Here is a 13,695-nt window from a genome sequence, read left to right on the forward strand (position 1 = left end):
TTTCCTCAGCCCTGTGCGCGTTCCGCGAGCCACAGGCGCAGCTGTTTCTTATCGACTTTACCGACCGGCGTTAACGGAAGCGCGTCAACGCTCTCCACGCGGTCCGGCAGTTTGAATTCGGCAACGCCCTGCTCGCGCAGGAAGCGACGCACCTCGACCGCGCGCAGCGGCTGTTTGACCACCAGATACGCGCAGCTTTTCTCGCCGAGCAGGCTGTCTTCCATGCTCACCAGGGCTGCGTGGATCACCGACTCGTGGCGCAGGAGCAGGTTCTCGATCTCCTCAGCGGCGATCTTCTCGCCCCCGCGGTTGATCTGATCTTTCTCGCGCCCCTGCACGGTGATATAGCCCTGTTCGTCGATGGCGATCAGGTCGCCGGAGCAGTAAAAACCGTCGGCGTCAAAGGCGCTGGCGTTGTGCTCCGGGCTGTTGAAATAGCCGCGGAAGGTGTACGGCCCGCGCGTCATCAAACGTCCGACTTCTCCGCGCGGCAACGGATTACCGTGCTCGTCCGCCACCCACACTTCGTCGTCCGGGCACATCGGGCGGCCCTGAGTATTCATGATGCGCTCCGGCGTATCGTCGAGCGCGGTGTAGTTCACCAGCCCCTCGGCCATGCCGAACACCTGCTGAAGCTGGCAGCCAATTTCGGCGGGGATACGCGCGGCAAGGGTGGCAGACAGACGAGCGCCGCCAACCTGTAACAGCGTTAAAGACCGCAGCTGCGCATTCCCCGCCCCTTCGGCAATCGCCTGTAGCCACAGGCTGACCGCAGGCGGAACCAGCGAGGTGACGTTGATCTGATGCTGTTCAATCAGCGGGAAACAGAGCGTAGCGCTTGGGTCATTTGCCAGCACCACGCAGCCGCCAGCGGTGAAGATGCCGAGCGATCCCGGCGAGCTCATGGCGTAGTTATGCGCCGCGGGCAGCGCGTTCAGGTAACGGGTATCGGCGGTGATGCCGCAAATCTCGTTGCTGCGACGAATGCTGTAATCGTAGTCGTTGTGCGTACGCGGGATCAGCTTCGGCGTGCCGGTGCTACCACCGGAGAGCTGAAAGAACGCGACCTCATCGGCAGGCGTCGGGGTCGGAATGAAATTATCCGCCGGGCGCGCAATCGCCGTTTCCAGCGCATGTTCGCCTTTATCGCCGCGCAGCAGCACCACGCGGACCGAGCGGTGTTCGTCCACGAAGGTATTGAGAAACGCTTCATCGGCAAACAGCGGGTGATGGCGATCGGCAATCAGCACCGCCGGTTTAATCTGCGCGGCGTAGGCGTTCAGCTCGCTGCGCTGATGGCTAAAGAGCGCGTTAACCGGCGCAACGCCGATTTGCAGCAAGGCGAAGAAGGTGATGTAAAACTCAGCCACGTTGCCCAGCTGAACGAGCGCCGTTTCACCGCGCACGATCCCCTGAGCCTGTAGCGCAGAGGCCAGGTTGTTGACCTGCTGATTGAACGCGCGATAGGTCAGCCGACGCTCGCCGTCAATGATGGCCACGGCGTCATTGTTGGCCTGATCCGTCAGGATGTGGGTCAGCGGCAGATCCTGCCAGTAGCCTTTCTCACGGTAGCGTCGGGCAAAATCCTCGGGCCAGCGGGTAAAGGGAATGGTCATGATGCGTCCTTAGTGCAAGCCAAATACGTTGAGCATGGTGGAGAGTTTCACTCCGGTTTCACGCCACTCACCCACCGGCGAGGAGGCAGGCACAATGCCCGCACCGGCAAACAGGCGAACGGTATTTTCATGCAGGCGCGCGCAGCGGATGGTCACCACCCACTCGCCGTTACCTTCGCTGTCGCACCAGCCAACGATGCCGCCGAACAGCTCGCGGTCAAACGGCTCCAGCTCGGCGATCAGCTGTTTAGCCGCCTGATGCGGGAAACCGCTCAGCGCAGGGGTCGGGTGCAGCAGGCAGGCCAGAGTCAGGGCGTTTTCGTTTTCACGCGCTTCGCCTTCAATCGGGGTAGCCAGGTGCCACAGCGTCGGCGTGGTGATCAACTGCGGAGAAGACGGCATGGTCAGCTGATGGCTGCGCGGTGCCAGAATGGCGTTCATCGCCTGGGTTACCAGGTCGTGCTCGTGGCGGTCTTTTTCAGAGGCCAGCAGCTTGTTGCCCGCCTCGCGATCCAGCACATCGTCCGGCTGACGGCGCGCGGAGCCTGCCAGCGGCAGCGAGCTAAAGTGCGCGCCCTCTTTGCGCAGCAGCAGCTCCGGGCTGGCGCCAAGCAGCACACCGCCGTCCTCCAGCGGAACGTGGAAGTTAAAGCTTGCCGGGTTCTGTGCGATCAAACGCTCAAGCAGCGCACCGCTATCAATGGTTTTGTCGGTCTCGATATCAATCAGGCGCGACAGCACGACCTTATTCACCTGCGGGGTCGCGGTTAGCGCCGCAGCGCGGGCGACCATCTCTTCAAACACGGGCTGAGCAGGGATCTCGGTGCGCTTTTCCACGTTCAGCGTCTGTGCGCCGGAGAAATAGCGGGAAGACTGCTGGCGCGCCGGGCGAGAGAAGGTCTGCCAGCGCTGTGGGATAAACAGGGACGACGGTTTGCGGGTATCGAACGGGATGGCACCCACCATGATCGGATGGGCAATGCCGCTGGCTTTTGCGTGCCCGAAAGCCTGGGCTAATTTTTGCTGGAAATGGCCTGCCGGATCGTCGCCGCCGACGGCAGACTCAGCGAAACGGGCAAAACAGCCTGAGGTGGTAAAACTGCGATAAGGCGACATAAAGAAAAAGCTGTCTGATTGCAGCGTGGTCGCGGTGTGCTGGATGTCCTCAGCCAATGACGTATCCATATCATCCTCCTAAAATGATAAAAGCAGTAATAATGATTATCATTTATATTTTCGACGGCTAACCTAATCGCACAGCGCCCCGGTGTCAACCGCAGAGCAAGCAACTTGTGCGACTAACGCTTGCATCCCTCTCGCGCAATCATGAAAATGAGAAGCATTAACTTCAACAAAAACAGGATGCCGCGTTGTGAAATTCCCTGCCATTTGCCGTAATACCCTTCTTTTAACAGCACTTTTTGTTTTAGGACTAACCTCAGCTGCCGCCGCCGACTGGCCTCGTCAAGTGAGCGACAGCCACGGCGTTCACACCCTTGAGAGCAAACCAACGCGCATTGTCTCTACCAGCGTGACCTTAACCGGCTCCCTGCTGGCGATTGACGCGCCGGTGGTTGCCAGCGGAGCCACTACGCCAAACAACCGCGTGGCCGATGCGCAGGGCTTTCTGCGTCAGTGGGGGGATGTCGCCAGACAACGTAAGCTCGCGCGGTTATACATTGGCGAGCCGAGCGCCGAAGCGATAGCGGCCCAGATGCCGGACCTGATCCTGATCAGCGCCACCGGCGGGGATTCCGCGCTGGCGCTTTACGACCAGCTTTCCGCCATCGCGCCGACGCTTGTCATTAACTACGACGACAAGAGCTGGCAGGAACTGCTGACACAGCTGGGGACCATTACCGGTCAGGAAAAGCAGGCCGCCGGACGCATCGCCGCGTTTGATAAACAGCTCGCGCAGGTGAAACAGCAGATGACGCTGCCGCCGCAGCCGGTGAACGCCATCGTTTACACAGCCGCCGCGCACAGCGCCAACCTGTGGACCCCGGAATCCGCGCAGGGCAAGCTGCTGCACCAGCTGGGCTTTACGCTGGCCGACCTCCCCGCCGGGCTGCAAACCTCCAAAAGCCAGGGTAAACGCCACGACATTATTCAGCTGGGGGGAGAAAACCTGGCGACGGGGTTGAACGGTGAAGGGTTATTCCTGTTTGCCGGTGACCAGAAGGATGTAGAGGCGATTTACGCCAATCCGCTGCTGGCCCATTTACCGTCGGTGAAAAACAAGCGCGTCTGGGCGCTGGGCACGGAAACATTCCGCCTGGATTATTACAGCGCGATGCTGGTGTTGCAGCGTTTAGAGGCAATTTTTGGGTAATGCCTGCGCCCGGTGGCGCTTCGCTTACCGGGCCTGCGGGTGCAAAATGTAGGCCGGGTAAGGCGAAGCCGCCACCCGGCAAATCACGCCGGAGCACTCTCCTGCCTGAACCGCCGCAACTCCACCAGCGCCAGCACTAAAATCCCGCCAACAAGGGCTAATGCAAACCCGCTGCTGCTCGCCGACGCCACCGGGGTCATCATCGAGCCTAATCCCCCGAGGATCGCCGCGCCAATCGCATCGCCCGTCACGTTCTGCGCGGTCCACAGGCCGTTGATGCGGCCCAGCATCCCTTCCGGCGTCTGGGTCTGGATCAGGGTGTACTGCAGCAGCGAACTGATTGCGCTAAGCCAGCCGAAAATGACCAGACACAGCACGCCCAGCGCCCACACCGGCATCAGGCTGAAGAAGCCAATCGCGATAAACGCCGCCAGGGTCGCCAGCAGCACGATCAGCCCTGGCCGCGCGCTGTGCGCCAGATTTCCACTGGTCAGCGCGCCACAGGCCGCGCCGAGCGGGATCGCCGCATATAATATACCCATCTCCGAAGCGCTCATCTGCCACTCGCCCGCCAGCGCCGGATACAGCACACGCACCGCGCTCGCCATCGTCAGCAGGCCGCCAATCAACGCAATGCCGCCAATCAGCGGGTTGCTGAACAGAAAGCGGATCGCCGCCATCAGCGATTTCAACGGGTGCTCGCGCGGCTGCGGCGGCGGCGGCAACTGCGGCAGACGCAGCAGCGTCAGCGTGGTGATAAAGGTCCCCGCCGCTGCCAGCCCGTAGTTCCATGCCACGTTGCCGGTGGCGAGCAATAATCCCCCCACCATTGGCGAAATTACCGAACCGAGACGCACGGTAAGCATGGTGATCGCCCCGGCCTGCATCAGATTCTCGCGCCCCACCAGCGCAGGCGTGGCCGCCAGCAGCGCCGTCACGCCTAACGAGGCAAAGAAGCCGTCCCATAGCCCCAGCGCGTAAATCGCGATCAGCGATGGCTCCGGCAGCATGGCGTTCAGACACAGCCCGACAAACCCCACCCCGCAGGTCCCGCGCGCCAGCAGGATCAGCTTTTTACGCTCGTAGCGGTCCGCCAGCACGCCGCCGACCATCAGGCCGATAAACATCGCCCCGCCGGTTAAGGTGACGGACAACCCCACCAGCCAGCTGGAGTGGGTCATGGCCTGGATCTGTACCGGCACGGCCACGCCGAGCAGGCCGAGAGATAAAATCGAGATAAAGCGGGCGATAAAGACGGCACGAAACGCCGGGTGAGTCTTCAGCAGGCTTAGATTGAGCAGCCAGGATTTTTGATTCATGACAAGGCCTTGAGTGTATTTCTACCAATTTCATGGCGGCACATGCTAACATAGCCAAATAAGATAGATAACGATAATTACTATCATTATCAAATCATGGATGTTGCTATGTCGTTTTCCTCTTCTGCGGTGCGCGCCATTGCCGTGCCCGTTTTATTGCTGCTGTTACTCCTCGCGATGGCACTCAGCCTGCTGGTCGGCGCGAAGCCGCTTCCCGCGTCGGTGATTGTTGATGCGCTGTCCGGCAGCTGTCAGAGCGCCGACTGCATTATCGTGCTTGATGCCCGTTTACCCCGCACCCTTGCCGGGCTATTGGCGGGCGGCGCCCTCGGCCTTGCCGGTGCCCTGATGCAAACCCTTACCCGTAATCCATTAGCCGACCCCGGTATTCTCGGCGTGAACGCCGGTGCCAGCTTTGCCATCGTGCTTGGCGCGGCGCTGTTCGGCTTCACTTCACCGTCAGAACAGCTGGTGATGGCCTTTTGCGGCGCACTGGCGGCCTCGCTGGTGGTCGCCTTTACCGGCAGCCAGGGCGGCGGCCAGCTTAGCCCGGTGCGCTTAACCCTTGCAGGCGTGGCGCTGGCGGCGGTGCTGGAAGGGTTATCTAACGGCATCGCCCTGCTTAACCCCGACGTCTACGATCAATTACGCTTCTGGCAGGCTGGTTCGCTGGATATCCGCACCCTGGAAACGCTCAGCGTGGTGGTGATCCCGGTGATCATTGCCGCCGCCGTGGCGCTATTTTTAAGCCGGGCGCTGAACAGCCTGAGTCTTGGCAGCGACACCGCAACCGCGCTTGGCAACCGCGTGGCGCGCACGCAGTTAATCGGCTTACTGGCGATTACCGTCCTGTGCGGTAGCGCCACGGCGGTGGTCGGCCCGATTGCCTTTATCGGCCTGATGATGCCGCACATGGCGCGCTGGCTGGTGGGGGCCGATCACCGCTGGTCGTTGCCCGTCACCCTGCTGGCAACCCCGGCCCTGTTGCTGTTCGCCGATATTCTGGGGCGCGTACTGGTGCCCGGCGAACTGCGCGTTTCGGTGGTGAGCGCCTTTATCGGCGCGCCGGTGCTGATATTCCTTGTCCGCCGCAGGCGCGGAGGTGGCGCATGATGGCCCCGTCCCGTCGTTTAACGGTCAGCGTGTCTCTGCTGGCGGTCGCCATCGTGCTGCTTGCGGCCTGGAGCCTGCGCAGCGGCGCGGTGACGCTCGATTTCACACAGGTCTTACATGCCCTGTTCGGCAGCGCGCCGCGGAATATCACGATGGTGGTCACGGAGTGGCGACTGCCGCGGGTAGCGATGGCGATCCTCGTCGGCGCGGCGCTCGGAGTCAGCGGCGCGATTTTCCAGTCGCTGATGCGCAACCCCCTCGGCAGCCCGGACGTGATGGGCCTTAATACCGGGGCGTGGAGCGGCGTGCTGGTAGCGATGGTGCTGTTTGGTCAGCACCTGACGGCCATCACCTTTACGGCAATGGCCGGGGGGATTTTAACCTCGCTGCTTATCTGGGCGCTGGCCTGGCGCAACGGCATCGACACCTTCCGGCTGATCATCATCGGCATCGGCATCCGCGCCATGCTGATGGCGTTCAACACCTGGCTGCTGTTACAGGCCTCGCTGGAGACCGCGGTCTCCGCCGGGCTGTGGTACGCCGGTTCGCTTAACGGCCTGACGTGGGGCAAAGTCTGGCCCGCCGCGCCGCTGATTTTACTGATGTTCATCGGCGCGCTGCTGCTGGTGCGGCGTATGCGTCTGCTGGAGATGGGCGACGACACCGCGAGCGCACTCGGGGTGGGCGTCGAGCGCTCACGCCTGCTGCTGATGCTGGTCGCCGTGTTGCTCACCGCCGCCGCCACCGCCATCGCCGGGCCGATTTCGTTTATCGCGCTGGTGGCCCCGCACATAGCGCGGCGCGTCAGCGGCACCGCGCGCTGGGGCTTAACCCAGGCAGCGCTGTGCGGATCGCTTTTGCTGCTGGCCGCCGATCTCTGCGCCCAGCAGCTGTTTATGCCGTATCAACTTCCGGTGGGGGTAGTGACCGTCAGCCTTGGCGGGATTTACCTCATCGTCTTGCTCGTTCAGGAGTCACGCAAGAAATGACAGACTCAACCCCCCGCTTGCGCGGCGAAAATTTAACCCTCGGCTATGGCAAAAAGATCGTTGCCCGGGACCTGACCGTCGCCATTCCGGACGGTCACTTTACGGCGATTATCGGCCCCAACGGCTGCGGTAAATCGACCCTGCTGCGCACCCTCAGCCGCCTGATGACGCCGGTGGCGGGCAGCGTGTTCCTCGATGGGGAGCAGATCCAGCGCTTCGCCAGCAAAGAAGTGGCCAGACGCATTGGGCTGCTGGCACAAAACGCGACGACGCCGGGCGACATCACGGTGCAGGAGCTGGTCTCGCGCGGGCGCTACCCGCACCAGCCGCTGTTCACCCGCTGGCGCAAAGAGGATGACGACGCGGTCAACCGGGCCATGCGCGCAACGGGCATCACCGATCTTGCTCAGCAGAGCGTGGATACCCTCTCCGGCGGCCAGCGCCAGCGCGCGTGGATTGCGATGGTTCTCGCGCAGGAGACGTCGATCATGCTGCTGGACGAACCGACGACGTGGCTGGATATCAGCCATCAGATTGACCTGCTGGAGCTGTTGAGCGATCTGAACCGCACGCAGGGTTATACCCTGGCGGCGGTGCTGCACGACCTGAATCAGGCATGCCGCTACGCCACGCACCTGATTGCGCTGCGCGACGGCGAGATCGTGGCGCAGGGCGCGCCGAAAGAGATTGTGACGCCGGATCTGATCGCGCGGATCTACGGCATGCGCTGCATGATTATTGAGGATCCGGTGGCGGGTACGCCGCTGGTGGTGCCGCTGGGTCGGCGGTAAACGCCGGGTGGCGGCTTTGCCTTACCCGGCCTACATTTTTCCCCCGTAGGCCCGGTAAGCACAGCGCCACCGGGCATATGCTCTACCCCAATATCCCCTTCAACACCGGTCCTATCCCCTCAAACGCCTGCGGTGAAATGATATCCACGTGGGCGCAGTCCTGGCTGTAGACCTCCAGCTCACCCACCCACGGTGCCCAGGCGACCTGCGGATCCATCGTTCGCGTGCGCTCGGCGACAAACAGCGTCGCTTTGCCATCAAACCGCGAGCTGTGCGCCGTGGTGAGCAGCCGCACCGCATCGGCGTAGTTGCCTTCAATGGCGTTAAACAGTTCGCTGGAGCCTTGCCCCTGCTGCGCGGCGATAAACGCCTGGCGCTCGCGCTCGATTTCAGCCAGCACGTCCGGATCCAGACCGTTGGCCTCTTTCTCCGCCCAGTTCTGGGTTTCCGGCGGCCAGGTATCGAGCAGGCCGAGGAACGCCACCGCTTCACCTTGCTCGCAAAGGCGCGCGGCAATGCCCTGCGCCAGCGTGCCACCCAGCGAGTAGCCAAACAGGTAGTACGGCCCTTGCGGCTGCTGCTTACGCAACGTCTTCAGGTGATGTTCAATCACGCCGTCCAGATCCGCACACTGCTGCATCGGCCCGTTCGGGCGTGGGGACTGAATGCCGATAATCGACCAGCGCGGGCTGAGATAGCGCGCCAGCACGCTGAACTGCCAGGCAAAACCGGACGCCGGATGGAAGCAGAACAGCGTCGGGCCGTCGCTTTCGCGCAGCGGCAGCAGGGTTTCATACCCCAGACGCTGCGCCTGCTCGTCGCTCATCTGCGATCCCAATAGTTCGCTGAGCTTGCCGACCGTCGAGGCAACCATGATCTGCCCCGGCGTGACCTTGCGTTCACACGTGCGGCTCAGCTGTGCCGCCAGGCGCATTGCCAGCAGCGAGTGTCCGCCGAGGGCAAAGAAATCGGCCTCGATATCGTTCACCTCGCAGCCCAGCAGCGCAGAGAACGCCTCGGCAACGGCGATTTCGGTTGCCGTTTCGGGTGCACGGCCAGAGGCGGTACGGGTCAGATCCGGCAGCGGCAGCGCCTTGCGATCCAGCTTGCCGTTGGCGCTTAACGGCAGCGCGCTGATTTGCAGCAGCACCACCGGCACCATGTGCGGCGGCAGTTGCGCTTTCAACGCTGCCAGCAGCGCATCGCGATCCAGCGGCAGGCCGGATTCAGAAACGACGTAGCCCACCAGCTGACGGGCATCGCCGCCCGTGGCCGCCGCCTGGTTGATCACGCAGGCGTGCGCCACGGCCTGCGCCACGTCCGGCAGCGACAGCATCGCGCGGTCGATTTCGCCCAGCTCAATACGCTGCCCGCGAATTTTCAGCTGGTCGTCGCTGCGCCCCAAATATTCCACCGCGCCGTTCTCCAGCCAGCGGGCGACGTCGCCGGTGCGGTACATCCGCTCGCCGGGGGCAAACGGGTCGGCAATAAAGCGGCTGGCGGTGAGGTCCGGGCGGCCAAGATAGCCCTGCGCCAGCTGGATGCCGGTAAGATAGAGATCGCCCGCCACGCCAAACGGCACCGGGCGCATCATCGCATCCAGAATACGCAGCCCGGTGTTCCAGACCGGGAAGCCAATCGGCACGCTGTTGCCCTCGACCGCCGCCAGTTCCGGGCCAAACGCCGGATACCAGCTCACGTCCACCGCCGCTTCCGTGGGGCCGTAGAGGTTATGCAGCGGCGCGTGGGTAAGCTGCTCCCACTCACGGCACAGCCCGGCTGGCAGCGCTTCGCCGCTGCAGAACACCTTATCGAGCGTTTTACAGCAGCCAGCGGTTTCCGGGGTCAGCGAGGCGACAAACGCCGCCAGCATAGACGGCACAAAGTGGGTGGTGGTCACGCCGTAGCGCGCGAAAAAGCGCTGCATCGCCTGCGGATCGCGGTGCGCGTCCGGCTCGGCCATCACCAGCTTCGCCCCGGCGATAAATGGCCACCAGAACTCCCACACCGACACGTCAAAGCTGCACGGCGTTTTTTGCGCCACCACGTCGCGCGCGGTCAGCGGGTAGTGATCCTGCATCCACATCAGGCGGTTGACGATGGCGGTATGCCCCACCATCACCCCTTTCGGGCGGCCTGTCGAACCGGAGGTAAAGATGATGTACGCGGTCTGCTCCGGCGTCGCCAGCCGCAGAGGTTCAACATCCGTGCCCGGCAATAGTGTGTTGTAACTAAAGGAGGCAATGGGCAGATCGCTAAAGCGCGCCAGCTGCTCGTCGGTGGTAATCAGCAGCAACGGCTTCGCGTCCTCCAGCATCATCCGCAGGCGATCGTCCGGGTAGCCGGTATCGAGCGGCAGCCATGCGGCGCCTGCTTCGACGATGCCGTGCAGCGCCAGGGTCAGGAACACCGAGCGCGGCAGCGCAACCGCCACGCTGTCGCCCGGCTTCACGCCGCGTTCACGCAGCAGTTTCGCCAGCGCGACGACCTGCTCGCGCATCTGGCGATAGCTCAGTTCAATGTGCGCATCCGCCAGCGCCGGGGCGTCCGGCGTGTTGCTCGCCTGCTCCGCGACCAGCGCTGCCAGCGTGGTTGCCGGTACGTGATGCCCGGTGTCGTTGATGCGCGCGAGCTGTGCGTACTCTGGCTCCGAAACGGTCTCGACCTCACCGCAGCGCAGGTCCGGATTGGCCGCAAACTGGGCCAGCATCGCGTTCAGGCGTGCGACGTGGCGCTTAAGCGTCGCCTCATCGTAGCGCTGTTTATTGGCGAGGATCTCAATGCTCAGCCCCCCTTGCTCGTCCGGGAACAGCGCCAGTTCAAGGTCGTTAACCGGGCCGGTCGCCAGCGTGTGGGTGGTGGCCTCCACGCCGTCGATATTCAGCTGGTAATCGAACACCTTGACGTTCAATACCGGGCCAAATAGCGCCTCGTCTCCCGCCGCACGCCCGGCGTCGCGGACAATCTGCTCGGCGTCGTAGCGCTGATGACGGCGCATTTTTTTTAACTGGTTCGCCAGGCGCAGCGCCAGCTCCGGCAAGCGCGCCTGCGGATCGATATTTACCGCCAGCGGCAGCACGTTGAGCACCGGCCCGGTGGCGGTAAGCGCTGCGGATCCCATGCGGCGCATAAAGATAAACCCGGCGGCGTAGTCCAGTCGCCCGGTCAGGCGGCCCAGCCACAGGGCCACCAGCGCAAGCGCCAGATCGGTACGCTGCACCTGCCCTGCGGCCTGCGCAAGCTGGCTAAACGCGTGGCGGTCAGCAACCATTTTCAGTCGCAGAATATCAGTGGTGGCCGCCCGACCCGGCAACGGCGCGGCGGAAAGCGAGACCGGAGACGGCAGTTGCCTGCGCTGTTCGGCCCAGAAGGCACCGTCGCGCTGATATGCGTCGCTGTCGCGATAGCGCTGATACTCTTCCACCACCTCGGCAAACGGCGTGAACGGCGAGGCTGGGGTAGCTTCACCGTTTTTCCAGGCACGATAAATCGCGGCGATCTGGCGGGTAATGGCCGGGAAACTGAAGCCATCCACCACTAAGTGGTGATAGCGCTGATACCAGTACCAATGCCCCTCGCCTGCCTGAATCAGCTGATGAAACGCCAGCGGCTGGCCGCCGTCCACGCGCAGGTTTTGCTGAAGGTCGGCCTCCATCAGCGCCACGGCTTCGTCATGCGAACCGACGCGCACTACGGACGGTGCAGCTAAAATCATCGATTCATCGACCCACTGCCACACTTCGCCGTTATCTTCGGTGAAATGCGTGCGCAGGGTATCGGCCTGCATCATGCCCTCGACAATGGCTTTTGCCAGCAGCGGCGCGTCGATGTCGCCCTTAAGCTCGGTGTAGTGTGCCACGCTCCAGGCGTTTGGCAGGGAGGAGAGCTGCTCTGCCATCCAGATGCCGGGCTGGGCAGCGACGAGAGGAAGACGGTTCATACGCTCTCCTTCGCAAAATGAGACGGCATAAGGGTTTGCCAGTGTTCGGCCAGCCAGTGCTGGCACGCTTCCTGAGACTGCGGCTCGCAGACCACGTGCCAGCCTGCGGGCAGATCGCACTGCTGCGGCCACAGGCTGTACTGCGCCTGGTCGTTACGCAAAATGGCGAACTGTCCCTGCGGATTATCGAAAGGATTGCTGAATTCCATACAGACTCCGTTAGTGAATAAGCGGCTGCCAGAGGGTCATGAGCCCCTGCGTCAGCCCACCGCGCCAGCAAAGCGCATCGTGTCCGCCGTCAACCTGACGCCAGATAACCGGTTGCTGTGTGTGTTGTAGTTCGGCGTAAATCGCCTGGTTTGCGCGGAAGATAAGCGGCTCGTTGCGCCCGGCCTCAAGGACAATGCGCAGCCCGTGTGCGGTTTTTTCACCCGCTTTGAGTTGTTCGATAAGCAGCCCGTCCTGCTGCGCGCCACGGTGCGGCCACCAGAAGGAGCCGGACTGGCTGAGCACGCAGCCAAACCGCTGCGGCCAGTTCAGGCCCGCATAAAGGGAGGAAAGCCCGCCGAAGCTCTGCCCCGCCACCAGGGTACGCTCGGCTCGGTCGCTAAAGGGTGTCATGGCTTTCACCTGCGGGAGAAGCTCTTCCTGCACGGCCAGCCAGAACGCAGGGTTGCAGGGCAGTTCGCGGCTGCGGTGCGCGGTATCGATGACGTCGATCAGCACGTAAACCGCAGGCGGCAGCTGGCGTGCCGCGGTAAGCGCCGTCAGCGCAGGCCATACGGGCATACTTTCGGCCCAGAACTGGCCGTCGAGCAGCACCGCCAGCGGGCGTTCGGGGCTGGCGTCACCGGTGGTAAAAATCCAGACGCGGCGGCGGTTGCCCAGCTGCGCGCTGTTCCATTCGATACATACAGGCTGGGTATAAGGCGTTTCAGGATGGTTCCAGCCCGGCTGTAGCGGGGCCTCGGGCATTTCGAGCGCCGAGACGGCGTGACCGCGCCCGCCGCGCCAGCTCTGCGGGTTCAGCGGGTCGGATACCGCGTGCGGGAGGAGCTTGCGCCAGCCTTCACGCAGCGCCATGCGGTCCGGCTGTTCGCCTGCAAACACCGCATCGGCAAAATCGTGTTCGTTATCAGAAGGGATAAAACAGTAGCTGCCGCGCCATTCGCGGCTGAACTCACCCTGCCACTGCCAGACATCGGTATCGGGAAGGCGTTCGAGAGACTGCGGACGAGCATTTTGATGGTGATCGGTGACGCCAGTGATATAAAGCCAGACGCGCTGCGTCGCCGATGTGGCCTGCGTGCCCGCCGGATCGCGCCACCAGAACGTGACGCGATACTTCTCCCCGTCGCGAACCCACTCCGGCCCGGTTTTCGACTGCCACCAGGCTTCACTTCCCGTTGTTAACGCCGTCACTATAACCTCATGTTTAACGAGTCATTTTTTGTTGTAAGACAAAAATTATTGATAATATTATTGATAACTATTTGCATTTGCAATAGCGTAGTGCCCGCGCTGTGGGAAGCGCGCTCATAAATTAATCATGCCACGAATTGTGTGCGCTCGAGGACAGGGCTGCTTACGCAATG

10 protein-coding genes are annotated in these 13,695 nt (G+C 62.7%); 4 read left to right on the top strand and 6 right to left on the bottom strand.

Features of this window, described 5'->3' with window-relative positions; genetic code table 11:
* Positions 1–5: 5 nt before the first annotated feature.
* Positions 6–1,616, bottom strand: coding sequence for a (2,3-dihydroxybenzoyl)adenylate synthase EntE (gene entE / locus I6L58_RS06415; RefSeq protein ID WP_088207720.1), 1,611 nt, complete (start codon positions 1,614–1,616; stop codon positions 6–8).
* A gap of 9 nt (positions 1,617–1,625) precedes the next feature.
* Positions 1,626–2,801, bottom strand: coding sequence for an isochorismate synthase EntC (gene entC, locus I6L58_RS06420; RefSeq protein WP_006177078.1), 1,176 nt, complete (start codon positions 2,799–2,801; stop codon positions 1,626–1,628).
* Between the two features lie 187 nt (positions 2,802–2,988).
* On the opposite strand from entC, the gene fepB reads away from it, so the two are divergent.
* On the top strand, positions 2,989–3,948 hold the full coding sequence (gene fepB, locus I6L58_RS06425) for a Fe2+-enterobactin ABC transporter substrate-binding protein (protein ID WP_088207721.1): 960 nt from the start codon (positions 2,989–2,991) through the stop codon (positions 3,946–3,948).
* An 83-nt stretch (positions 3,949–4,031) separates the two neighbouring features.
* Here the strand turns inward: fepB and entS are convergent, their stop codons facing one another.
* Positions 4,032–5,267 (bottom strand): enterobactin transporter EntS, encoded by a 1,236-nt coding sequence (gene entS / locus I6L58_RS06430; protein WP_088207722.1) that lies wholly within the window; start codon positions 5,265–5,267, stop codon positions 4,032–4,034.
* Positions 5,268–5,375: 108 nt separating this feature from the next.
* Here entS and fepD point away from each other — a divergent pair, with 108 nt between their 5' ends.
* From fepD to fepC, 3 genes are read left to right on the top strand one after another with little or no spacing between them, the layout of a single operon-like run.
* Positions 5,376–6,380: a Fe(3+)-siderophore ABC transporter permease gene (gene fepD, locus I6L58_RS06435; RefSeq protein ID WP_058610628.1), complete on the top strand. Its 1,005-nt coding sequence runs from the start codon at positions 5,376–5,378 to the stop codon at positions 6,378–6,380.
* On the top strand, positions 6,380–7,369 hold the full coding sequence (gene fepG, locus I6L58_RS06440; protein WP_088207914.1) for an iron-enterobactin ABC transporter permease: 990 nt from the start codon (positions 6,380–6,382) through the stop codon (positions 7,367–7,369). The genes fepD and fepG overlap by 1 nt, the downstream gene beginning before the upstream one ends.
* Entirely contained in the window at positions 7,366–8,160 is a 795-nt protein-coding gene (gene fepC, locus I6L58_RS06445; protein WP_006177072.1) for an iron-enterobactin ABC transporter ATP-binding protein, read from the top strand. Before fepG ends, fepC begins: the two co-directional genes overlap by 4 nt.
* A gap of 82 nt (positions 8,161–8,242) precedes the next feature.
* On the opposite strand, the gene entF is transcribed toward fepC, so the two are convergent.
* The 3 genes from entF to fes are packed head-to-tail and all read right to left on the bottom strand — an operon-like array spanning position 8,243 to position 13,522.
* Positions 8,243–12,100, bottom strand: coding sequence for an enterobactin non-ribosomal peptide synthetase EntF (entF, locus tag I6L58_RS06450; RefSeq protein ID WP_088207723.1), 3,858 nt, complete (start codon positions 12,098–12,100; stop codon positions 8,243–8,245).
* Positions 12,097–12,309, bottom strand: a complete 213-nt coding sequence (locus tag I6L58_RS06455) for an MbtH family protein (protein WP_088207724.1) — start codon at positions 12,307–12,309, stop codon at positions 12,097–12,099. The genes entF and I6L58_RS06455 overlap by 4 nt, the downstream gene beginning before the upstream one ends.
* A gap of 10 nt (positions 12,310–12,319) precedes the next feature.
* A complete protein-coding gene (fes, locus tag I6L58_RS06460; protein WP_088207725.1) occupies positions 12,320–13,522 on the bottom strand; it encodes an enterochelin esterase in 1,203 nt (400 codons plus the stop codon).
* Positions 13,523–13,695: the final 173 nt, after the last annotated feature.

It is taken from the genome of Enterobacter cancerogenus (assembly GCF_019047785.1).
GTDB classification, from domain to species: Bacteria; Pseudomonadota; Gammaproteobacteria; order Enterobacterales; family Enterobacteriaceae; genus Enterobacter; species Enterobacter cancerogenus.

What these genes read in the sequence shown, in the direction of transcription:
- entE (WP_088207720.1), bottom strand. Translation starts at nt 1,616, where the DNA reads ATGACCATTCCCTTTACCCGCTGGCCCGAGGATTTTGCCCGACGCTAC.
- entC (WP_006177078.1), bottom strand. Translation starts at nt 2,801, where the DNA reads ATGGATACGTCATTGGCTGAGGACATCCAGCACACCGCGACCACGCTG.
- entS (WP_088207722.1), bottom strand. Translation starts at nt 5,267, where the DNA reads ATGAATCAAAAATCCTGGCTGCTCAATCTAAGCCTGCTGAAGACTCAC.
- fepD (WP_058610628.1), top strand. Translation starts at nt 5,376, where the DNA reads ATGTCGTTTTCCTCTTCTGCGGTGCGCGCCATTGCCGTGCCCGTTTTA.
- fepG (WP_088207914.1), top strand. Translation starts at nt 6,380, where the DNA reads ATGGCCCCGTCCCGTCGTTTAACGGTCAGCGTGTCTCTGCTGGCGGTC.
- fepC (WP_006177072.1), top strand. Translation starts at nt 7,366, where the DNA reads ATGACAGACTCAACCCCCCGCTTGCGCGGCGAAAATTTAACCCTCGGC.
- entF (WP_088207723.1), bottom strand. Translation starts at nt 12,100, where the DNA reads ATGAACCGTCTTCCTCTCGTCGCTGCCCAGCCCGGCATCTGGATGGCA.
- I6L58_RS06455 (WP_088207724.1), bottom strand. Translation starts at nt 12,309, where the DNA reads ATGGAATTCAGCAATCCTTTCGATAATCCGCAGGGACAGTTCGCCATT.